This window comes from Blastococcus sp. SYSU DS0552 (assembly GCF_054050815.1).
Map to the genome: position 1 here is coordinate 167,998 of NZ_JBJHAB010000005.1, position 21,352 is coordinate 189,349.

The window sequence follows — 21,352 nt, forward strand, 5'->3', positions numbered from 1 at the left end:
GCGGGCGGCCGAGGCCGCACGGACGCGTTCCCGGGAGGCGGCCGCGCTCGCGGCCGCCTCCCGGGAGCCGGTCAGGCCGGGGTCAGGTCGGTCTGGTGCAGGACGTTGCCGGCGACGTCGCGCAGCTGCACCGTCATCGTGCCGCTGCCCCCGTCGACGCGCACGTGGCCGACGAACTGCAGGCCGTCGCTGGGCGGCTGGTTCGGGCGGTCGGCGGCCCGGTTGAAGACGACCTGCGGCCCGAAGGTGGGGTCCAGCTCGTTGGGGCCGAAGGTGCCGGCGTGCAGCGGGCCGGACACGAACTCCCAGAACGGGTCGAAGTCGGTGAACGTCGCCCGTGCCGGGTCGTAGTGGTGCGCCGCGGTGTAGTGCACGTCGGCGGTGAACCAGACGACGTTGCGGACCCCGTGCCGCTTGAGGTCGGACAGCAGGCGGGCGATCTCCAGCTCCCGGCCCGCGGGCAGACCGGGGTCGCGGTTGGCGATGCCCTCGTGGTTCACCGGCCCGTCCGGCACGACCAGCCCGATCGGCATGTCGGAGGCGATCACCTTCCACAGGGCCCGGGAGTTGCGGAGCTGCCGGGCGAGCTGGCCCAGCTGGCTGGTGCCGAAGATCCGGGCCTCGGGACCACCCTGCGCCAGGTTGGGCGAGTTGGGGCCGCGGTAGGTGCGCAGGTCCAGGGTGAACACGTCCACCAGCGGGCCGTACGGCAGCACCCGGTCGATCCGCTTGCCCCCGATGGGCATGTACTCGAGGAACGCCCGCCGGCCGCGGGCGGCCAGCGTGTCGACGTCCTTGACCGTGTACCGCTCGTCGGTGAGCACCTCGCCCGGGTACCAGTTGTTGGTCACCTCGTGGTCGTCCCACTGGACCAGTTGCGGGACCTCCGCCGCGAAGCGCCGCACGTTGTCGTCGAGCAGGTTGTACCGGTACTGGCCGCGGTACTCGTCCAGCGTCTCGGCGACCTTTCTCTTCTCCGGGGTGACCACGTTGCGCCACACCGTGCCGTCGGGCAGGACGACGCGCTCCTCCAGCGGTCCGTCGGCGTACACGCTGTCGCCGGAGTGGATGAAGAAGTCCGGGGAGAGCCGGCGAACCGCCTCGAACCCGGTCATGCCGCCGGTGTCGGGGTTGATGCCCCACCCCTGGCCGGCGACGTCCCCGGACCAGGCGAAGCTCACGTCCCGGCGGTCGCCCGGGGCGGTGCGGAGCCGACCGGTCAGCGGCTCGCTGGTCTGCCCCGCGTCGTGCTCGGCGAAGCTGACCCGGTAGAACAGCTCGGTCCCGGCCGGCAGGCCGGAGAGGAGCACCTTGCCCGTGTGGTCGGTGTGCGGCCCGACGTCGACCGACCACCGGCCACGGGGCGTGCGGAAGTCCTCGGTCGCCGCCACCTCGACCACCATGCGCGCGGGGCGGTCGGTCTTGGACCAGACGACCGCCGAGCGCGCGGTGACGTCCCCGCTCTGCACGCCCCAGCGCACCTCCGGCCGCGATCGGGCCAGGCCCGGCGCGGCGAAGGCCCGGGGGGCGGGGCCCAGCACGGTGCCCGCCCCGATGCCGGCCCCGACCACGGCGGCGGCCTGCAGCAGGCGCCTCCGGGTCAGCGCGGCCTCGGCCGACGAGCCGTCCAGGGAACTCGATGATCCGGTCACGTGTGCCTCCTCGACGTGGGGTGTCCGGCGGACAGCGTCGTGTCCGGGGAGGACGCCGGGAGGACGGCATGGCGACCCGCAGAGGAGCATCCGGTGAACGCAGTGACCGCCGGCTCCGTGGAGGCGCTCGGGGATCAGTCCCCGGTGGGGGCGGTGCGGCGGGCGCGGCTGGGCTGCACGCGCATGGGCTCCCCGGGCATCTTCGGGTAGTCCGGTGGATAGGGCAGGTCGCCGAGGCCGTCGTCGGCGGCCTGGCGCTCGGCCAGCTCCAGCAGCGGCTCGATGCCGAAGGCGTGCTCGGCCAGCCCGGCGTGCTTGTCACCCACGGCCGCGAAGCGGGCCGGCATGCTCAGCACGTCGAAGTCGGTGGGGTGCACGTCGGGCAGCTCGTCCCAGTCGACCGGCGCGGAGACGGGGGCGTGCGGCCGGGGCCGGATCGAGTAGGCGGACGCGATCGTGCGGTCCCGGGCCATCTGGTTGTAGTCGATGAAGATCTTCTCGCCGCGCTCCTCCTTCCACCAGGACATCGTCACGCGGTCGGGGAGACGGCGTTCCAGCTCGCGGCCGAAGGCGATCACCGCCCGGCGGACGTCGGTGAAGGTCCAGCGCGGCTGGATGGGCACGTAGACGTGCACCCCGCGGCCGCCCGAGGTCTTCGGCCACCCCTCCATGCCCAACTCGTGCAGCAGCTCCCGCACGTGCGGCGCCACCCACACCGCGTCGGAGAAGTCGGTGCCCGGCTGGGGGTCGAGGTCGATGCGGATCTGGTTCGGCGACTCGACGTCGGTCTTGTCCACCGGCCAGGGGTGGAACGTGAGCGTGCCGAGGTTCGCGCACCACGCGACGACGGCGACCGAGTCCGGGGCGATCTCGTCCGCGGTGCGTCCGCTGGGGAAGGTGATGTGCGCGGTCGGCACCCAGTCCGGGGCGTTCTTGGGCACCCGCTTCTGGTAGAACGCGTCGCCGTGGGTGTCCGCCCGCGTGGCCATCTTCGCGTCGGGGGAGTAGCCGCCGGGCCAGCGCTCCAGCGTCGTCGGCCGGTCCTTCAGCGCGAAGAGGATCCCCTCGCCCACGGCGAGGAAGTACTGCACGACGTCGATCTTGCGGATCCCGCGCTCGGGGAAGTAGGGCTTCTCCGGGTTGGACACCCGCACCTCGTGCCCGTCGACGTCGAGGACGACGGCGTCCTTGCTCGTGGCCATCCAGCTGCTCCGCTCGCTCCGGGGCCGACGAGTGTCACGCGGGACAGGTCAGCCCGTCCATGGGTGGCGCCAGGTCGATGAGGTAGGCGTTGATCGCGCCGTTGACGCACTCGGTCTTGGGGTAGGCGGTGTGGCCCTGCCCCTGCCAGGTCAGCAGCACGCCGCTGTCGAGGTCCTCCGCGAGGTCCACGGCGCCGGCCAGCGGGGTCACCGGGTCACCGGCGTTGCCCACGACGACGATCGGGGCGCTGCCCTCGGCGTCGCGCTCCGGGACGGGGGTGCGGTCGGCCTCCCACACCGAGCAGGTGAACAGCCCGGCGGCGGAACCGGCGCCGAAGAGCGGGTACCGCTCGCCCCACTCGGCGGCGAGCTGGCGGATCCGGCTCTCCTCCACCGTCTCCTCGGTGTCGGCGCAGTTGATCGCCACGTTGGCGTCGAGGAGGTTGGAGTACGACCCGTCCTCCAGCCGCCCGCTGTAGTCGTCGGCCAGCGAGAAGAGCGCCCGGGCGTCGCCGTCGCGGGCGGCGGCGAGCCCCTGCGCCAGCTGCGGCCACGACGCGGTGTCGTAGAGCGCCGCCTGCACCGCGGTGAGGACGACGCCGGGCGTGGCCTGCCGGGTCTCGCCCTCCTCGCTGCTCGGGATCGGGGCGGCCTGCGCCTGCGCGAGCAGGTCCTCGAGGAAGCGCCGGGGGTCGTCGCCCAGCGGGCAGCCGGCGATCAGGCCCCGGCAGTTCTCGGCGAAGGCGTCGAAGCCGGCCTCGAACCCGGCGGCGCTGGCCTCCGCCTCGGCGATGGCGTCGTCGTCGGGGTCGACCGCGGCGTCGAGGACCATGGCGCGCACCCGGTCGGGGTAGAGCTCGGCGTAGGTGGAGCCCAGCGTGGTGCCGTAGGAGTAGCCGAGGTAGTTGAGCTGCTCCTCGCCCAGGGCCTCGCGCAGCCGCTCCATGTCGTGCGCGGTGTCCACGGTGTTGAACGTGCCGAGCGCCTCGCCGTACTCCTCGGCGCAGCCCTCGGCGATCTCGCGGGAGAGCGCGAAGACGCTGTCGAGCTGCTCGTCGGTGGTGGGGCGGGGCTCCGCGGCGATCGCGCGGTCCTTGAGCTCCTTCGGGATGCACTCGACGGGTGTGGACAGACCCACGCCGCGCGGGTCGAAGCCGACGACGTCGAAGCGGCGCAGCACGTCCTCGGGGAGGGTGAGCGCCAGCCCGATGGCGGCGTCCGCGCCGGAGCCGCCCGGTCCACCGGGGTTGACCATGAGGGAGCCGATGCGGTCGGTCTGCCCGGCCAGCACGGCGCGCACCAGGAAGAGCGGCAGCGTGGCGCCCCCGGGCTCGTCGTAGCTGATCGGCACGTCGGTGCGGCCGCACTCGAAGGCGATGTCGCGCTCGCTGCCGGGCTGGCCCTCGATCAGCGGCTCGATCTGCGCGTCGCAGTCGGTCCACTCGATCGGCGCCGCCTCGGGCTCGGCCGGTGCCGTGGTGGTCGCCGCCGGTTCCTCGGCGCTCTCCCCGAACGACGTGCAGCCGCTCAGCGCGAGGGGCAAGGCCAGCAGCAGGCCGGACGCGGCGGCCGGGAGGCCTCGGTGCAGACGCATGATCACGAGCATAGGGACCTTTCTGCCCCCCACCGCTCGCACGCTCGCGGCGGGCCCCTGCAGGAAGGCCGCCACGGAGCACCGTCTCAGCCCTCCAGGACCTCGCCCAGGTCGTAGCGGACCGGCACCTCGAGCTGGTCGTACGTGCAGCTGCGGGGGTCGCGGTCGGGTCGCCAGCGGAGGAACTGACCGGTGTGACGGAGTCGACGGCCCTCGAGCTGGTCGTACTTGATCTCCACGACCAGCTCCGGCCGCAGCGGGACCCACGAGAGGTCCTTCTTCGCGTTCCACCGGCTCACCGCTCCGGGCATCCGCTGCTCGCCGTCGGCCTGCACCTGGGCGTTCGCCCAGTCCTGCCAGGGGTGGCCGTCGAGCGCCTCGGCGCGGTAGGGCGCGAGCTCCTCGACCAGCTCGGCCCGGCGCTTCATCGGGAAGGACGCCGCGACGCCGATGTGCTGCAGCTCGCCGCCGTCGTAGAGCCCGAGCAGCAGCGAGCCGACGATCGGCCCGCTCTTGTGCCAGCGGAAACCCGCGACGACGCAGTCCGCCGTCCGCACGTGCTTCACCTTGGTCATCAGCCGCTGGTCGGGGCCGTAGGGCAGGGCGGCCGACTTGGCGACGACGCCGTCCAGGCCGGCGCCCTCGAAGGTCTCGAACCAGCGCTCGGCGGTGGCGGGGTCGCGGGTGACGCCGGTCAGGTACACGGGCGCCCGGGCGCCGGCCAGCGCGGTCTCCAGCCGGGCCCGCCGGTCGGCGAACGGCGTCTCGAGCAGCGACTCGTCGCCCACGGCCAGCAGGTCGAACGCCACGAACGACGCCGGCGTCTGCTCGGCGAGCAGGGTGACGCGGGACTCGGCGGGGTGGATGCGCTGCAGCAGCGCCTCGAAGTGCAGCCGGTCGCCCCGCGGCACGATGATCTCGCCGTCGACGACGCAGCGCTCCGGCAGGTTGGCCTTGACCGCCGCCACGACGTCGGGGAAGTAGCGGGTGAGCGGGCGCTCGTTGCGGCTGCCCAGCTCGACCTCGTCGCCGTCGCGGAACACGATGCAGCGGAAGCCGTCCCACTTGGGCTCGTAGAACCAGTCGTCGCCGGTCGGCACCTTCGTCGCGGCCTTGGCCAGCATCGGCTTCACCGGCGGCTGCACGGGCAGATCCATGCCGGTCAGTCAAGCAGCACCATCGCACCGGCGGCGGCCGCGTCGCGGCGGTGGCCACGGCTAGCGCCAGGCGAAGACCGGCTGCTCGTAGTGGACGACCCGCTGCACCTCGCCGCGGCAGGCGATCCGGCAGAACTGGTGGACCACCGCCGCCGTGGGCGCGTGCACGTGGCCGCCCAGCAGCGGCAGCCGGATCACCGGCGCCTCGGATTCGGGGATGGTCTCGACGACCGGGTCGACGTCGAGCTCGGCCAGTGGCACCTCGTGGACGGCGGCCACCTCGCGTTCGGACCCGGTGAGGCGGTCCACCGGACCGGCCCAGCAGGCCACCGGTGTCATCACGTAGCCCGAGCGCGTCACGTAGTCGTCGAGCAGCCCGAGGACGGCCGAGGGCCCCAGGTCGAGCCCGACCTCCTCGCGCAGCTCGCGGAGGGCGCCCTCGACGGGGCCCTCACCGGCGTCGAGCCGCCCGCCGGGCAGCGCCCACTGACCCGCGTGCGCCCGCAGCCCCGCGGCGCGGCGGGTGATCACCAGGCAGGGAACGCCGTCGCGGACGGTCACGCACACGGCGACGGCCGCCTGCTTCAGCTCGGGCCGGTCCGCGGCCACCCGCGGGAAGCCGGCGAGACGCCCGGCGATGCCATCCCGGTCCAGCGGTTCCACGGGCTCTCCTCGTACCGGCTCGCGGGCCTCGTCCGTCGCCCCACCCTCGCACGCCACCTGCTGCGGTGCCGTCCACGGGAGCAGGATGGGGCCATGGCGACGATCCACCGGACGACGATGGTGCCGACCAAGCTCGAGCTGATCGGCGGGTGGCTGCCCCGCCAGCCCTGGTACCGCCCGCCGGGCGCACCGCCGGCGCTGCGGCGCGCCGGGGGGTTCCGGCTGGACGACCCCGCGGGCGAGGTCGGGCTCGAGTTCATCGTGGTCGCCGACGGCCCCCCGGGGCGGGAGACGACCTACTTCGTGCCGCTGAGCTATCGCGGCGCACCCCTCGCCGGGGCGGAGGAGGGGCTGCTCGGCACGTCCGAGCACGGCGTCCTCGGCACGCGCTGGATCTACGACGCCGCGCACGACCCGGTCGCCGTCGCGCAGGTGCGGGCCTTCGTCGCGGGGGCGGCCGAGGCGCAGCACCAGGACGACAGCGACACACCCGATCCCTCGGTGGCGCGCCGCTGGACCGGTGCCGGCGCGCCGGAGGCCACCGGCTCGGTCGAGTTCGTCCGGGTGCTGCAGCCCGGCGATGGCGCACCGGGGGAGGGCGCCGGCTCGATCGAGGCCGGGTGGACCGCGGCGGACGGCGCCGTCGTGCGCGGGACCGTCGCCGTCGTCCGGGCGTGACCCCGGGCCGACGGTTCCTCCCTACGCGACCGACGCGCCGTCCACGCCGTACCGGGTGAAGAGCATCCCGTCCTCCTCGAGCACCTGGCGCAGCGTCAACCGCACCGGTGCCGGCAGGGCTGCGTCGAGCAGCCGGGCCTCGCCACCGACCAGCGCCGGTGACACCGACAGGTCCAGCTCGTCGACGACCCCGGCCGCCAGCGCGGTGCGCAGCAGCTGCGGGCCGCCCTCGCAGGTCACCTGCTCCAGCCCGCGCCCGGCGAGCGCCTCCAGGGCGGCGGGCAGGTCCACGTCGTCGTCGCCGCAGACCAGCACGTCGACACCGGCATCGGCCAGCGCCGAGCGGCGGCCGGGGTCGGCCGCCGCGCAGGTGACCAGGACGGTCGGGCGGAGGGCGTCGGCCACCAGCCTGCTCGCGGGGTCCAGCGACGCCCGCCGGGACACCACGGCGACCGGCATCGCGGGCGTGCGGCCGAGGGACTCCCGCAGCCGGCCGACCGGCGAGTCGGGCAGCACCGGCCGGTAGCCCTCGGTCGCCGCCGTGCCGTGCCCGACGAGGACGACGTCGGCGAGCGCCCGCAGCGCGCGGAACACCCGGCGGTCGCCGGGCGAGCCCAGGCCGGCGCTCACCCCGCCGACGGTGATGGCGCCGTCGAGCGAGGCGATGAAGTCCATCCGCAGCCACCGCCCCGGCGGGCAGCGGTAGGCCTCGACCAGGCCGGCGTCGTCGAGCTCGGCCGGCTCGGGGAACAGCCGGCGCACGTCAGCGCGTGCCGAGCACGGCCGCGCTCTCCGGGGGCAGCGTCACCGTGCGTCCGTCGAGGTCCGGCAGCTCACCGGTCGCGAACAGCACGTCACCGGCCGGCGCGTCGAGGTCGATCTCCCGCGGCTGGTCCGCCAGGTTCGCCACCACCCGCAGGGAGCCCCGGTGCACGACCAGCCAGCGGTCGGCGTCGTCCCAGTTGACCTGCACGGCGGAGAGGTCGGCGTCCACCAGGTCCGGGTGCGCCCGGCGCAGGGCGAGCAGCGAGCGGTGCACGGCCAGCAGCCGGTCGTGGGGCTCCGCGCCCAGCTCCGACCAGTCCAGCTTCGACCGGGTGAAGGTCTCGGGGTCCTGCGGGTCGGGCACCTCGTCGGCGTCCCAGCCGTGCTCGGCGAACTCGCCCTTGCGCCCCTCCGCCGTCGCCCGGCCGATCTCGGGGTCGGTGTGGCTGGTGAAGAACTGCCACGGCGTGGCGGCGCCCCACTCCTCGCCCATGAACAGCATGGGGGTGAACGGGCTGGTCAGCACGAGCGTCGCACCGACGGCCTGCAGCCCGGGGGAGAGGGAGGCCGAGATTCGGTCGCCCACGGCGCGGTTGCCGATCTGGTCGTGGTCCTGCAGGTAGGTGACGAACTTCCAGCCCGGCAGCCGTGCGGTGTCCACCGGCCGGCCGTGGTGCCGGCGCCGGAAGCTCGACCACGCGCCGTCGTGGAAGAAGGCGCCGGTGAGGGTCTTGGCCAGGCCGCCCAGCCCGGCCTGGGCGAAGTCCCGGTAGTAGCCCTGGTCCTCGCCGGTCAGCGTGGCGTGCAGCGCGTGGTGGAAGTCGTCGCTCCACTGGGCATGGATGCCCGTGCCGCCCGCCACCCGCGGGGTCACCATCCGGGGGTCGTTGAGGTCGCTCTCCGCGATCAGGGTCAGCGGCCGCCCGACGGCCGCCGAGAGGCGGTCCACCTCCTGCGCCATCTCCTCCAGGAGGTGGGTGGCCCGCTCGTCGACCAGGGCGTGGACGGCGTCCAGCCGCAACCCGTCGACGTGCATGTCGCGCAGCCACATCAGCGCGTTGTCGAGTATGTAGCGGCGCACCTCGTCGGAGTCCGGCCCCGAGAGGTTGACCGATTCGCCCCAGGTGTTCGCGCCGCCCTCGCTGAAGATCGGCATGAACAGCGGCAGGTAGTTCCCCGACGGGCCGAGGTGGTTGTAGACGACGTCCTGGATCACGCCCAGGCCGCGCTGGTGGCAGGCGTCGACGAAGCGCTGGTAGGCGGCGGGGCCGCCGTAGGTCTCCTGCACCGCGTACCAGAGGACGCCGTCGTAGCCCCAGTTGTGGGTGCCGTCGAAGGCGTTGACCGGCAGCAGCTCGACGAAGTCGATCCCGAGGTCGACCAGGTGGTCCAGCCGCGCGACCGCGGCGTCCAGCGTCCCCTCCGGGGTGAAGGTGCCCACGTGCAGCTCGTAGACGGAGCCGCCGGCGAGCTGGCGGCCGGTCCACGCACCGTCGCCCCAGCGGTGGGCGGACGGGTCGAACCGGCGGGACAGCCCGTGCACGCCCTCGGGCTGGCGACGGGACCGCGGGTCGGGGCGGGGCGTGCTGTCGTCGTCCACGAGGAAGCCGTAGTCGGCCTCCGGCCCGGCCTCCACCTCGGCGCACCACCAGCCGCCCTCGTCCCGGCGCATGTCGTGGACGGTGCCGTCGACCTGGACCCGCACGCGCTCGGGCAGCGGGGCCCAGACGGAGAACTCGACGGGTGCGGACATGCGGGGGCCTCCAGGGGGGCGGGCGGGACGGACCTGGCCGAGGGGTTCCAGGCGCGAGCTTCATGCCCGCACCGCCGCCGCCCAACCACGCGATCGGCCGCGACCGGCAGCTGCTCCCCGTGGCGCCCACGCCGAGGGCCGCACCGGGGCGCCCGCGGGAACCCGCGCCGCGTGGCGCGACCGGAACGGGCCGTGACCGGCCGGGCACGCGTTATCGTCCCGCACCACCGGTACCGGTGGGTACCCGTTCATCGGAGGTCGCCCGTGGGCACGGTCCGCACCCTGGTCTTCCCCGCCCTGCGGCTCCTGGTGTGGTCGGTCATCGCCGTGGCGCTCGTGGTGCTCGCCTTCCGGGGCGGCGGGACCGGCGGCGGCCCGGCCGGGCCGGGCGCGCCGACGCTCGACCTCACCGCCCCGGTGGTCCCGGTCGCCCGCGGCACGGTGGCCAACACGGTCACGGTGGCGGGCACCGTCGTCGCCGACGACCCGGTGCCGGTCCGTGCGACCGCCGCCGGCACGGTGCGGCGGGTCCTCGTCCCGCGGGGCGGGACGCTCGCGGCCGGGCAGGCGGTGCTGGAGATCCGGGTCGAGGAGGAGCAGGAGCCGGTCACCGGCACCGACGCCGAGGGCAATCCCACGGTCACCCCGCGGCCGCCGAAGGTCCGGACGGTCACCGTGCCCGCCCCCAGCGGCGGCACCGTGACGGCGATGGACGCGCTCGTCGACCAGGTGGTGTCGGTGGGCGACGAGCTCGGCGAGATCTCCCCGGGCACGCTGTCGGTCACGGCCTCGCTGACCCAGGCAGAGCAGTTCCGGCTGCTGGCGCCGCCCTCCACCGCGGAGGTGACGGTGCAGGGCGGCCCCGCGCCGTTCACCTGCACCGCGCTGGCGCTCGGTGCGGGAGCGCCGGCGGCGGCAGGGGACGACGCCGGCGGATTCCCCGTGCCGGCGCAGTCCGGCGGCACCACCGCCCGCTGCGCGGTGCCGCCGGAGGTCACCGTGTTCGCCGGCATGGCGGCGACGGTCGCGGTCGCCGCCGGCACCGCCGAGGGGGTCCTGGTCGTGCCGATCACCGCGGTGCAGGGCTCGGTGCAGCAGGGCAACGTCTGGGTCGTCGGCGCCGACGGCGCCCAGGAGCAGCGGTCGGTCGCCCTCGGGCTCAGCGACGGCGACCAGATCGAGGTCCGGGACGGCGTGGCGGAGGGCGAGCAGGTGCTGCAGTTCGTGCCGGTGCCCGACGACTCGGTGGACGACCCGATGATGGGCGGGCCGTACGGATGAGCCTGCTGTCCCTGCGCGGCGTCAGCCGGGAGGTCGGCCTCCCGGACGGCACCGTGCTGCCGATCCTCACCGGCGTCGACCTCGACGTGGCGCCCGGCGAGCACGTGTCGATCGTCGGCCGCTCGGGGTCGGGCAAGTCGACGCTGCTGAACATCCTCGGCCTGCTGGACGCCCCCACCGCCGGCAGCTACCTCCTCGACGGCGAGCCCACCGACCACCTCCGGGCCCGCCGCCGCTCGCGGCTGCGCGGCGAGGTCTTCGGCTTCGTCTTCCAGCAGTTCAACCTGCTCCCGAGACGGACCGCGGTGGAGAACGTGGCCGCCCCCCTGCTGTACGCCCGCGGCCGCGAGTTCCTGCGGCGCCGCCGCACCGCGGTCGAGATGCTCGACCGGGTCGGTCTGGGCGCCCGGGCCGACCAGGTCCCCGAACGGCTCTCCGGTGGGGAGCAGCAGCGGGTCGCGATCGCCCGGGCGCTGGTCCGCGCGCCGCGGGTCGTGCTGGCCGACGAGCCGACCGGCGCGCTCGACGTGGAGACCGGGGCACAGGTGATGGACCTGCTCGCCCGGGCCACCGCGGAGAACGGTGCCGCGCTCGTCACCATCACGCACGACCTCTCGGTGGCCGCGCTGGCCGACCGGCGGTTCCGGCTCGACGGGGGCCGGCTCTCCCCGCTGGTCGAGGTCGGCGCCCTCGACGCCGCGACCGCCGACCGGGGCACCGCGTGACCGGCGTCCTCGGCGCGCTGTCGGAGGCCTGGGACGAGGTGCGGGTCCACAAGAGCCGCGTGGTCCTGTCCCTGGTCGGGGTGTTCCTGGCGGTCTTCGCGATGACCACGGTGACGGCGCTCGGGCTCATCGTGGCCCAGGTGCAGCAGGAGTCCGCCGAGCGCGGCTCGGGCCGGCCGGCGACGGTCGCCGTCAACGCCTACGACCCGGTGACCGGCATGCCGCCCGACCCGGCGGAGTGGGACGCCGCCGTGGCCGACCTGGTGGACCGCTACGACATCGCGACGGCGGCCAGCATCTCCTACGGCGAGGGGCTCTACCGGCTGCCCGGGGGCACCCAGCGGGTGCAGACGATGCGGGTGTCGCCGTCCTTCGGCGGGCTGCACCGCAAGGAGCCGGTGCAGGGCCGGTGGTTCCGGGAGGGCGACCGCACGTCCCTGAGCCCGGCGCTCGTGGTCAACGAGGCGTTCCTCGAGGTCCTCGGCGTCCCCGACCTGTCGGCCCGGCCCACCGTGGTCCTGGGCGGGCCGGCCCCGGTGCGGGCGACCATCGTGGGCGTCGTCCGCGAAGGGTGGGGTACCGAGCCCATCGTCTACCGCGTCGACCGGTCCGGTGGGGCGTGGGACGACGCCGGCGCGGTCGATCCTGCCCAGGCGATGTACGGCGGGCCCAGCACGCTGGAGCTGTGGGTGCCGCCGGACCAGGCCGAGCAGGTGATGGAGACGGTGTCCCGCGATCTCGGTGCCGCGCTGGGCGGGGTGCAGGTGGACACCTTCCGGCAGGACGCCTCCGGGATGGAGGAGACCCTGGCCATGCTGCGGCTGGCCATCCGTGGGGCCGGCATCGTCGTGCTGGTGCTCGGTGGTCTCGGGGTGCTCAACATCGGGCTGGTCACCGTGCGGCAGCGGATCCGCGAGATCGGCGTTCGGCGCAGTTTCGGGGCGACGTCCGGCCGGATCTTCTCCGCGGTGATGCTGGAGAGCGTCTGCGCGACCGCGCTCGCCGGCGTCGCCGCGGTGGGTGCGTCGATCGTGCTGGTGCGCAACCTGCCGCTCGAGCAGTGGCTCAACGATGGCATCCCGCTCGCCGACGCCCCCGGTTTCCCGGTCGCCGCGGCGGTGGAAGGCCTGGTGGCCGCGACGGCGGTGGGCGCGCTCGCCGGGCTGCTGCCGGCGATCATCGCCGTCCGTGCGAAGGTGATCGACGCGATCCGCTTCTGAGCGGTCCGGATCCTCCCTTCGGCGTGCGTCCACCGCGGCGGGGGCGCCGGGACGGGACCTTTCCCCAGCACCTCCGCGGCCGCGGGGTACCCGTGTCCGCCACGGAGAGACGGCCGCCGGAGATGCCGGCGTCCCGCGCAGGAGGACTTCACCATGCCCCGTAGTCGGCTGAACGCCGTTCTCCGCTCGTACCTGCAGCCGGCGCACCGCCGGGTCGCGGGGCTGCTGCCGCCGACTGCCCGGCGGCGGTACCTGTACCTGGCCGGACACCGGCGGCTGCCTCGGCTGCGGGACCCGCGGACGTTCTCGGAGAAGGTCAACTGGCGCATCCTGAACGACCGGCGGCCCGAGCTGGTGTGGACCTGCGACAAGCTGGCGGCGAAGGAGCACGTCAGCCAGCTGCAGGGCCGATCAGGGATCGCCGTGCCCGAGACGCTGTGGGCGGGCGACGACCTGGGCGCAGTGGTCGGGCGGGCGTTCGACCGCCCGTGGGTGCTCAAGCCGAACCACCGCAGCGGGCTGGTGCGGTTCGGGGCGGCCGCGCAGACGATCGACGCCGCGACGGTGGCGGCGACGCGGGACTGGTTGCGGGACGACCAGGGGGTGCTGCTGGGGGAGTGGGCCTACAGCCAGGCCCGGAAGCTGTTCCTGGTCGAGGAGGACATCGCCGCCGGCGAACCGCTGGACGACTACAAGTTTTTCGTCTTCCACGGGAAGGTCGCCGCGATCCAGGTGGATCGGGGCAGGTTCACGACGGGACAGGCGAGGAACTTCTACACGCCCGACTGGGAGCACCTCCCCGTGCAGAAGACCGTGCGGAGCGGGCCACCGACGGCAGCCCCGGAGAACCTGGCCGCGATGCTGCGCGCGGCAGAGGTGCTCGCCCAGCCCTTCGACTTCATGCGGGTCGACCTCTACACCACGGGGGACACGGTCTGGTTCGGCGAGCTCACGCCGTACCCGGGCGGCGGCGTCACCCCGTTCGAGCCGACCGAGTTCGACGAGTGGCTCGGGGCGCGGTGGTCGGTGCCGGAGCTCTCGTCCTGAGGTCAGCGTCGGCGCAGCACGTCCAGCGCCGCGGCGGGTTCCCGCAGCGCCTTCCTGGTCTTGCGGCCGAGGTCGCGCACCGTGACCAGGACGGGATTGGCGAACCGGACGCCTTCGTCGTGCGTCAGCCGGCAGGGCCGGCACCGGCCGCACGGCTTGCCGTCCAGCGGGCGGAAGCAGAACCAGCGCAGCAGGAGCAGGTCCAGGAAGCCGTGGGCCCGCGCGATCTGCCGCATCTCCTCCTTGGTCAGGTGGATCACGGGGAACGACCAGAACCGGAAGAGCTCCGACTCCGGCGAGCCGTTGAGCTGCCCCGGCTCGTCGAACACCCTGCGCTGCCAGTCGCTGAGGCCGGACTCGTAACGCTCGATGCAGAGCTCGACGTCCGACCACCCGAGCGCCTCGGCAGGACCACTCAGCCAGACGTACTGGGTGCCCATCGTCGTCTCCCGGCGCAGACGCTCCCCGATCGCCGCGTCACGCGGACCGGGCGGGTGGTCGCTCGCCAGGACGAATGCGGTGGGGGCCAGGAGGGACGGGTCCGGCAGTCGTGCGAGCACCCCTGCACGCATCGCCTCCATGGCGCGGAGCTCGAAGAGCGTGCTCGGTCGACCGGTGTCGATCACGTAGATCGGCTGCACCGGGCGTCGCTCGACGAGCATCAGGTGCAGCAGCCGGAACGACGAGTCCCAGCCGCCGGTCCACAGCAGCCGCACCCGCTCCGCGTCTCGTCCTCCGGTCACGCAGCCGGATGCTACCCACGGTGGGCCGCCCGGCTTGTCCGGCGACCGCGGGGGCAGCCGCAGCTCGGGGGCGACGGCCAGCGGGTGCCCCCCCCGCCGTCCGCATCCACCCGGGACGCGACCGGGGACGGACCCGGGAGAGGCCGGGGCTAGGGTCGCCGGATCGATGACTGCCCATGGGGCTCGAGATGGCGGGAGACGGTCACGATGGTGCCGATCGGCAACACCCGACGCTTGCTCTCCGCGCTCAGCGTGGCCGCGATCGTCATCAACATCGTGAGCCTCGTGCTGCGGGTGGTCGCGGCCCAGCCGGCGAACGCGGCCGAGCTCGACAGCGGCGTGCGGCAGCCGGTCTTCTTCGGCTTCCAGGGCCTGCTGCGGATCTTCAGCGTCGACCAGGAGGCCAATCTGGCGTCCTGGCTGTCCGCGACGATCCTGCTGCTCTCGGCCCTGGTCGTCTGGGGGATCGCGGTGGACCGTCGCACCGCGGAGGACAGGTGGTGGCGGCACTGGGCGTTCCTCGCCGTCGCCTTCGCCTACCTCTCCGCCGACGAGGCGGCCAGGTTGCACGAATCGGCCGAGGTGGTGGTCGATTCGCTGATCGACGCCCGCGGCATCTTCTCGTTCGGCTGGATCCTGGTCGCGGCGCCCGTCGTCGTCGCCTTCGCGCTGGCCTACCTCGGATTCCTGCGCGCGCTGCCCACCTCCATCGGTCGACTCGTCGTGATCGCCGCCGTGCTGTACGTCGGAGGGGCGATGGGCGTCGAGGCCATCGGCGGCCTCGCCTACGACCTCAACGGTGGCCAGAAGGGCAGCCTGGCGTTCGTCGTGGCCTCCTCGATCGAGGAGTCACTGGAGATGGCCGGTGCCATCGTCTTCCTGGCGGCGATGATCTCGGTGTCCCGGTCGACCGTCCGGCTCGCCCGACGACCGGTCGACCTCGCCGAGCACCGGCCGGGCACCTCGCTGTCGTGACCACCTGAGCCACCTGCGGTCCGACGGCCGCGTAATGCCGCCTGCTCCCTGAGCGATCCCCGCTCGCCGGGGAAACCGCCTCGACGGGGCACGTGGCCCAGCCCGCCGGCGGCTCTCGCTCGATGGAGGGAGGTGGGGGGGCGTTGTCCGCACTAGCCTCTCGGCCACGGTGGGATACCTGTGTCCACCACGGTCAGGAGAACGTCGGACGAACAGGTGCCCCGCGCGGAAGGAGTTCGTGATGCCCCGGAGCCAGCTCAACGCGGTTCTCCGCTCGTACCTGCAGCCCGCGCACCGCCGGTTCGCCGGCTTCCTGCCGCCGGCCGCCCGGCGGCGGTACCTCTACCTGGCCGGGCAGCGGCGCCTCCCTCGGCTCCGCGACCCGCGGACGTTCACGGACAAGGTCAGCTGGCGCATCCTCCGGGACCGCCGGCCCGAGCTGGAGTGGACCTGCGACAAGCTGGCGATGAAGGAGCACGCGCGTTGCCTCCAGCAGGAGGCCGGCGTGCTGGTGCCCGAGACCCTGTGGTGGGGCGAGGACCTGGGCGAGGTGGTCGGTCGCTCGTTCGACCGCCCGTGGGTGCTCAAGCCGAACCACCGCAGCGGCCTGGTGCGCTTCGGGGCGGCCTCGGAGGTGATCGACGCGTCGACCGTGGCGGCGACGCGGGAGTGGCTGCGGGACGACCAGAGCGCGCTGCTGGGGGAGTGGGCCTACAGCAGGGCGCGCAAGCTGTTCGTGCTCGAGGAGCACATCGCCGGGGGAGCGCGCCTGGACGACTTCAAGTTCTTCGTCTTCGACGGCGAGGTCGCCGCGATCCAGGTGGACCGGGGCAGGTTCACGCGCGAGCAGACGCGCAGCTACTACACCCCCGAGTGGGAGCAGATCCCCGTCCAGCTCGTCGTCCCGTGCGGGCCGCCGATGGCGGCGCCGGAGAACCTGGCCGCCATGCTGCACGCCGCGCGGGTCCTCGGGCGGTCCTTCGACTTCATGCGGGTCGACCTCTACACCACGGGGGACGCGGTCTGGTTCGGCGAGTTCACGCCGTACCCGAGCGGGGGCACGATGCGGTACGAGCCCCGTTCGTTCGATGCCTGGCTCGGGGAGCACTGGTCCCTGCCGACGGCACCGCACCCGGTGCCGGAGCCAGGACCCCGGCGGCGTGGTGCGACCGCACCGCCCGAGGCCCGGATGGTGTCGTGACGTCGGCCGGTGGCGCGGGAGGATGCTCCGGCGCCACCGGCGGTGCCGCCTACTCCTGCACGAGCAGCGCCACCGGCAGCCGGGAGAGCACGACGTCGGCAGCGACACCGGCGACGTCCGAGACCGCCCGTCCACCGGTGAGCAGGTCCCGCCACGCGCCGTTCGGCAGCTGGAGCGCGGTGTCGCCCCAGCCGTCCTGCGCCAGCTTCGCCGGCAGCCGCGTGCCGACCACGACGACACCGCCGCGGTCGTAGGCGATCACGTGGTCGGCCGCCGCCCCGGTGACCGCCACCGGCTCGTAGGCGGTGAACCACTCGGGGTGGTCCCGGCGGGCGCGCAGGGTGCGCGACACGACCAGCAGCTTCGCCGCGCCGGACTCGTCCACCGCGGGCACCTCCCCGCCGTCGAGCCGGGCGAGCAGCTGCCGGCGCAGGGCGTAGTCCACGGGGCGGCGGTTGTCCGGGTCGACCAGCGAGAAGTCCCACAGCTCGGTGCCCTGGTAGACGTCGGGGACACCGGGCATCGTCAGCTGCAGGAGCTTTTGGGTCAGCGAGTTCGACCAGCCCAGCGGCGCGATCCGGGTGACGAAGGCGTCGATCTCCGACCGCGTCGTGGGGTCGTCGAAGGCGGCGTCGACCAGGGCGTGCAGCTGCTCCTCGAACTCCTGGTCCGGAGCGGTCCAGGTGGTCGAGGTGCCGGCCTCGCGGGCCGCCTTCTCCGCGTAGGCGTGCGCCCGCTCCCGGGAGAGCGGCCACGCGCCGACCAGGTTCTGCCACACCAGGTGGGCCAGCGAGCGGTCGGCCAGCGGGTGCCGGGTGATCCAGCCCCGCACGAGCCGCGCCCAGTCGGCGGGGAGCTCGGCGAGTACCGCCAGCCGGGCGCGCACGTCCTCGCTGCGCTTGGTGTCGTGCGTGGACAGCGTGGTCATCGACCGCGGCCGCAACGCCAGCCGCCGGCGCTGTGCCTCGTGGAACTCGGCCACCGTGCTGCCGAAGCGGGCCGGGTCACCGCCCACCTCGTTCAGCGCCGCGAAGCGCGCCCACCGGTAGTACGCGCTGTCCTCGACACCCTTGGCCATGACCGGCCCGCTGGTCTGCTCGAAGCGGATGGCCGCCTCGGTACCGGCCTGCGAGAGCACCGGGTGCAGCGCCTCCAGCGCCGGCGCCAGGTCGGGGCGGCGTTCCCGGACCGCGGCCACGGTCCGGTCCAGGTGCTCCCGGCCGTCGGGCAGGTAGCTCCGGTAGACCGGGAAGGAGGCGAGCAGCTCGGCCAGCGCTTCGGTCTCCTGCTCCCGGTCGACCGCGCCGCCGCCCGCCCCTCCGAGCGCGCCGATGACCCGGACCAGCCGGGCGACCTCCGAGCCGAGCATCCCGTCGGTGACCTCGCGCTTGCAGTCGTGGACCAGCTGGGCGTAGTCGACCCGCCGGCCGGCGAGTTCGGTGTCCAGCGCGGTCAGCGCCGGCTCCCCGGCCGGGTCGACGAGCACCTCGTCCACCTCGGCGAGGGCGTCGTAACCCGTCGTCCCCGCCGTCGCCCAGCTCTCGGGGAGGTCCTCCCCGGGTTCGAGGATCTTCTCCACGACCGTCCACCGGCCGTCCGACGCCTGGGCCAGGCGGTCCAGGTAGCCCTTCGGGTCGGCCAGCCCGTCCGGGTGGTCGATGCGCAGCCCGTCGACGGCGCCGTCGTGCACCAGTCGCAGCACCAGCTCGTGCGTGGCCTGGAAGACCGCCGGGTCCTCGACCCGCAGCCCGGCGAGCGTGTTGATCGCGAAGAAGCGCCGGTAGTTCAGATCGCTGTCCGCGCGGCGCCAGTCCACCAGCTCGTAGTGCTGCCGCGCGTGCACCTCCTGCGGCGTTCCGTCCCCGGTTCCGGGGGCGATGGGGAAGCGGTTGTCGTAGTAGCGGAGCTCCCCGTCCACCACCTCGAGCTTCTCGACGTCGTCCGCGGAGCCCAGGACGGGGATGCGGACCTTCCCGCCGCCGAAGTCCCAGTCGATGTCGAAGGCGTCCGCGTGCGCGCTGTCCCGGCCGTGCTGCAGCACGTCCCACCACCACGGCGCCGCCGCCGGGTCGTCGACGCCCATGTGGTTGGGCACCAGGTCGAGCACCAGCCCGAGCCCGTGCTCGTGCAGCGCGGCGACGAACCGGTCGAAGCCTGCCTGCCCGCCCCGCGCCTCGTCGATGTGCGCGTGGTCCACGGTGTCGTACCCGTGGTTGCTGCCCTCGGCCGAGCGGAGCAGCGGGGAGGAGTAGGCGTGGGTGACGCCGAGGTTCGCGAGGTAGCCCGCGACCTCGGCGGCGTCCTGCAGCGGGAAGCCGGCGTGCACCTGCAGCCGGTACGTCGCCGTGGGGTCCGCGCGGCGACGCTCGTCCCCGGGCACCTGGATGGGCTCGCTCACTGGGCGGGACCCGTCAGGACGATGATCGAGCGGGCCTGCACGGTCACCGTCTCGCCGGGCTTCACCTCGACCGGCTCCACCTCGTGCATCTCGGCGGTGTCGAGCACCGGCGTCCAGCTCCGCGAGTAGTCGGCGCTGGGCAGGGTGAACTCGATCGGCTCGTGCGAGGCGTTGAACGCCAGGTAGAAGTGGTCGTCGGAGACGTACTCGCCGCGCTCGTCGGTCTCCCGGATCCCGACGCCGTTGAGGTAGACCGCCAGCGACTTGGCGTAGGCGGCGTCCCAGTCCTCGTCGGCCATCTCCTCGCCGGTCGGGGCGAGCCAGGCAATGTCGGGCACCGGGTCGCCCAGTCCGCGGCGGACCGGCCGGCCGTGGAAGAACCGGCGACGGCGGAACGTCGGGTGGTCGGCGCGGAGCTTGGTGACCTTCTTGGTGAACTCCAGCAGCCCCTCGTCGACGTTCTCCCAGTCGATCCACGTCAGCGGCGAGTCCTGGCAGTAGCCGTTGTTGTTGCCGCCCTGCGAGCGGCCGAGCTCGTCACCGTGCAGCAGCATCGGCACGCCCTGGCTCAGCATCAGGGTGGTGATGAAGTTGCGCTGCTGGCGGGCCCGGCAGGCCAGCACGTCGGGGTCGTCGGTCTCGCCCTCGACCCCGCAGTTCCAGCTGCGGTTGTGGCTCTCGCCGTCGTTGTTGCCCTCACCGTTGGCCTCGTTGTGCTTCTCGTTGTAGGAGACGAGGTCGCGCATGGTGAAGCCGTCGTGCGCGGTGACGAAGTTGATGCTGGCCACCGGTCGCCGGCCCGAGTGCTGGTAGAGGTCGGAGGAGCCGGAGATGCGGTCGGCGAACTCCCCGATCGTGCCGCCTTCGCCGCGCCAGAAGTCGCGGACCGTGTCGCGGTACTTGCCGTTCCACTCGGTCCACAGGGCCGGGAAGTTGCCGACCTGGTACCCGCCCTCGCCGACGTCCCAGGGCTCGGCGATCAGCTTCACCTGGCTGACGACCGGGTCCTGGTGCACGAGGTCGAAGAAGGTGGCCAGCCGGTCGACGGCGTGCAGCTCGCGGGCCAGGGCGGAGGCGAGGTCGAAGCGGAAGCCGTCGACGTGCATCTCGGTGACCCAGTAGCGCAGCGAGTCCATGATCAGCTGCAGCGCCTGCGGCGTCCGGACGTTGAGCGTGTTGCCGGTGCCGGTGTAGTCCATGTAGTACTGCTCGTCGCCCTCGACGAGCTTGTAGTACGCCCGGTTGTCGATGCCCTTGAACGACAGGGTCGGGCCCAGGTGGTTGCCCTCGGCCGTGTGGTTGTAGACGACGTCGAGGATGACCTCGATGCCCGCCTCGTGCAGGGCGCGCACCATGCCCTTGAACTCCTGCACCTGCTGACCCGCCGTCGTGTCGCTGGCGTACTCGTCGTGCGGCGCGAAGAAGCCGATCGAGTTGTAGCCCCAGTAGTTGCGCAGGCCCTTCTGCTGCAGGGTGTCGTCCTGCACGAAGCGGTGCACCGGCAGCAGCTCGAGGGCGGTGATGCCCAGGTCGGTGAGGTGCTCGATCGTCGCCGGGTGGGCGATGCCGGCGTACGTGCCGCGCAGCTCCTCGGGGATCCGCGGGTTGGTCATCGTCAGCCCCTTGACGTGGGCCTCGTAGATGACCGTCTTGTTGTAGGGGGTCTTCGGCGGCCGGTCGACGCCCCAGTCGAAGAACGGGTTGACGACGACGGACTTCGGCATGTGCGGGGCCGAGTCCTCGTCGTTGCGCTCCTGGGTCTCGAAGTCGTAGCCGAAGACCGAGGGGTGCCAGGCGACCTGGCCGTCGATCGCCTTGGCATACGGATCGAGCAGCAGCTTGTTCGGGTTGCAGCGCAGGCCCTGCGAGGGGTCGTAGGGCCCGTGCACCCGGAAGCCGTACTTCTGGCCCGGGTGGACGCCGGGGAGGAACGCGTGCCAGACGTACCCGTCCATCTCGGGCAACCGGACCCGCTCCTCGTTGCCGTCCTCGTCGAACAGGCACAGCTCCACCTTCTCGGCCACCTCGCTGAAGATCGCGAAGTTGGTGCCGGTGCCGTCGTACGTGGCACCGAGGGGATAGGCGCTACCGGGCCACACCTGGGTCATCTGGGTCGTTCCTCCTGCGCAGGGCGCCCCGGGGCTGGGGGCGGGAGACCCGGGCGCGTGCTCGCGTGACCGGGTCGGGACGGACGTCGGGACCCCCGTGCCCGCGTCCGGGGCTCGCCACACCTCCGGCGGGCGTGAGACCGGCGACCGTGCCCGGGGTCTCCGGCGGGACGCCGCTCCGACGGACGAC

Annotated in this window: 17 protein-coding genes; 7 read left to right on the top strand and 10 right to left on the bottom strand. The window is 73.5% G+C overall.

Annotated elements, in window-relative coordinates; genetic code table 11:
* Positions 1 to 71: 71 nt before the first annotated feature.
* The 5 genes from ACI8AG_RS07095 to ACI8AG_RS07115 form a co-directional block, all read right to left on the bottom strand.
* Positions 72 to 1,652, bottom strand: coding sequence for an alkaline phosphatase D family protein (locus tag ACI8AG_RS07095; protein ID WP_456596451.1), 1,581 nt, complete (start codon positions 1,650 to 1,652; stop codon positions 72 to 74).
* A gap of 134 nt (positions 1,653 to 1,786) precedes the next feature.
* The gene (locus tag ACI8AG_RS07100) at positions 1,787 to 2,854 is read right to left on the bottom strand and encodes a DNA polymerase domain-containing protein (protein WP_456596452.1); all 1,068 of its coding nucleotides are present in this window, start codon (positions 2,852 to 2,854) and stop codon (positions 1,787 to 1,789) included.
* A 34-nt stretch (positions 2,855 to 2,888) separates the two neighbouring features.
* Complete coding sequence (locus ACI8AG_RS07105) at positions 2,889 to 4,448, bottom strand: alpha/beta hydrolase (RefSeq protein ID WP_456596453.1); 1,560 nt, start codon at positions 4,446 to 4,448, stop codon at positions 2,889 to 2,891.
* An 86-nt stretch (positions 4,449 to 4,534) separates the two neighbouring features.
* Positions 4,535 to 5,605, bottom strand: a complete 1,071-nt coding sequence (locus tag ACI8AG_RS07110; RefSeq protein WP_456587796.1) for an ATP-dependent DNA ligase — start codon at positions 5,603 to 5,605, stop codon at positions 4,535 to 4,537.
* Between the two features lie 60 nt (positions 5,606 to 5,665).
* Positions 5,666 to 6,268: an NUDIX hydrolase gene (locus ACI8AG_RS07115; RefSeq protein WP_456596454.1), complete on the bottom strand. Its 603-nt coding sequence runs from the start codon at positions 6,266 to 6,268 to the stop codon at positions 5,666 to 5,668.
* Between the two features lie 93 nt (positions 6,269 to 6,361).
* Between ACI8AG_RS07115 and ACI8AG_RS07120 the strand changes: the two genes are divergently transcribed.
* A complete protein-coding gene (locus tag ACI8AG_RS07120) occupies positions 6,362 to 6,946 on the top strand; it encodes a maltokinase N-terminal cap-like domain-containing protein (RefSeq protein WP_456596455.1) in 585 nt (194 codons plus the stop codon).
* A gap of 21 nt (positions 6,947 to 6,967) precedes the next feature.
* On the opposite strand, the gene ACI8AG_RS07125 is transcribed toward ACI8AG_RS07120, so the two are convergent.
* Positions 6,968 to 7,708 (bottom strand): dihydrofolate reductase family protein, encoded by a 741-nt coding sequence (locus ACI8AG_RS07125; protein WP_456596456.1) that lies wholly within the window; start codon positions 7,706 to 7,708, stop codon positions 6,968 to 6,970.
* 1 nt (position 7,709) lies between these two features.
* The gene (gene treZ / locus ACI8AG_RS07130) at positions 7,710 to 9,464 is read right to left on the bottom strand and encodes a malto-oligosyltrehalose trehalohydrolase (RefSeq protein WP_456596457.1); all 1,755 of its coding nucleotides are present in this window, start codon (positions 9,462 to 9,464) and stop codon (positions 7,710 to 7,712) included.
* Between the two features lie 264 nt (positions 9,465 to 9,728).
* Between treZ and ACI8AG_RS07135 the strand changes: the two genes are divergently transcribed.
* The 4 genes from ACI8AG_RS07135 to ACI8AG_RS07150 all read left to right on the top strand — a co-directional run bounded on the left by ACI8AG_RS07135 (position 9,729) and on the right by ACI8AG_RS07150 (position 13,737).
* Entirely contained in the window at positions 9,729 to 10,745 is a 1,017-nt protein-coding gene (locus ACI8AG_RS07135) for an HlyD family efflux transporter periplasmic adaptor subunit (protein ID WP_456596458.1), read from the top strand.
* Positions 10,742 to 11,470, top strand: coding sequence for an ABC transporter ATP-binding protein (locus ACI8AG_RS07140; protein WP_456596459.1), 729 nt, complete (start codon positions 10,742 to 10,744; stop codon positions 11,468 to 11,470). Before ACI8AG_RS07135 ends, ACI8AG_RS07140 begins: the two co-directional genes overlap by 4 nt.
* Positions 11,467 to 12,690, top strand: a complete 1,224-nt coding sequence (locus ACI8AG_RS07145; RefSeq protein WP_456596460.1) for an ABC transporter permease — start codon at positions 11,467 to 11,469, stop codon at positions 12,688 to 12,690. Before ACI8AG_RS07140 ends, ACI8AG_RS07145 begins: the two co-directional genes overlap by 4 nt.
* Before the next feature lie 153 nt (positions 12,691 to 12,843).
* Complete coding sequence (locus ACI8AG_RS07150) at positions 12,844 to 13,737, top strand: ATP-grasp fold amidoligase family protein (RefSeq protein WP_456596461.1); 894 nt, start codon at positions 12,844 to 12,846, stop codon at positions 13,735 to 13,737.
* A 2-nt stretch (positions 13,738 to 13,739) separates the two neighbouring features.
* On the opposite strand, the gene ACI8AG_RS07155 is transcribed toward ACI8AG_RS07150, so the two are convergent.
* On the bottom strand, positions 13,740 to 14,480 hold the full coding sequence (locus ACI8AG_RS07155) for a hypothetical protein (RefSeq protein WP_456596462.1): 741 nt from the start codon (positions 14,478 to 14,480) through the stop codon (positions 13,740 to 13,742).
* 207 nt (positions 14,481 to 14,687) lie between these two features.
* Here ACI8AG_RS07155 and ACI8AG_RS07160 point away from each other — a divergent pair, with 207 nt between their 5' ends.
* Positions 14,688 to 15,455 (top strand): hypothetical protein, encoded by a 768-nt coding sequence (locus tag ACI8AG_RS07160; protein WP_456596463.1) that lies wholly within the window; start codon positions 14,688 to 14,690, stop codon positions 15,453 to 15,455.
* A gap of 241 nt (positions 15,456 to 15,696) precedes the next feature.
* Complete coding sequence (locus tag ACI8AG_RS07165; protein ID WP_456596464.1) at positions 15,697 to 16,656, top strand: ATP-grasp fold amidoligase family protein; 960 nt, start codon at positions 15,697 to 15,699, stop codon at positions 16,654 to 16,656.
* Positions 16,657 to 16,705: 49 nt separating this feature from the next.
* Here the strand turns inward: ACI8AG_RS07165 and treY are convergent, their stop codons facing one another.
* On the bottom strand, positions 16,706 to 19,054 hold the full coding sequence (treY, locus tag ACI8AG_RS07170) for a malto-oligosyltrehalose synthase (protein WP_456596465.1): 2,349 nt from the start codon (positions 19,052 to 19,054) through the stop codon (positions 16,706 to 16,708).
* Positions 19,051 to 21,162, bottom strand: coding sequence for a glycogen debranching protein GlgX (gene glgX, locus ACI8AG_RS07175; RefSeq protein ID WP_456587806.1), 2,112 nt, complete (start codon positions 21,160 to 21,162; stop codon positions 19,051 to 19,053). Before glgX ends, treY begins: the two co-directional genes overlap by 4 nt.
* Positions 21,163 to 21,352 lie beyond the last annotated feature (190 nt).

Coding starts and splice junctions, on each gene's coding strand:
- ACI8AG_RS07110 (WP_456587796.1), bottom strand. CDS start 5,605: ATGGATCTGCCCGTGCAGCCGCCGGTGAAGCCGATGCTGGCCAAGGCC.
- ACI8AG_RS07150 (WP_456596461.1), top strand. CDS start 12,844: ATGCCCCGTAGTCGGCTGAACGCCGTTCTCCGCTCGTACCTGCAGCCG.
- treZ (WP_456596457.1), bottom strand. CDS start 9,464: ATGTCCGCACCCGTCGAGTTCTCCGTCTGGGCCCCGCTGCCCGAGCGC.
- ACI8AG_RS07120 (WP_456596455.1), top strand. CDS start 6,362: ATGGCGACGATCCACCGGACGACGATGGTGCCGACCAAGCTCGAGCTG.
- ACI8AG_RS07100 (WP_456596452.1), bottom strand. CDS start 2,854: ATGGCCACGAGCAAGGACGCCGTCGTCCTCGACGTCGACGGGCACGAG.
- ACI8AG_RS07105 (WP_456596453.1), bottom strand. CDS start 4,448: ATGCGTCTGCACCGAGGCCTCCCGGCCGCCGCGTCCGGCCTGCTGCTG.
- glgX (WP_456587806.1), bottom strand. CDS start 21,162: ATGACCCAGGTGTGGCCCGGTAGCGCCTATCCCCTCGGTGCCACGTAC.
- ACI8AG_RS07160 (WP_456596463.1), top strand. CDS start 14,688: ATGGTGCCGATCGGCAACACCCGACGCTTGCTCTCCGCGCTCAGCGTG.
- ACI8AG_RS07165 (WP_456596464.1), top strand. CDS start 15,697: ATGCCCCGGAGCCAGCTCAACGCGGTTCTCCGCTCGTACCTGCAGCCC.
- ACI8AG_RS07140 (WP_456596459.1), top strand. CDS start 10,742: ATGAGCCTGCTGTCCCTGCGCGGCGTCAGCCGGGAGGTCGGCCTCCCG.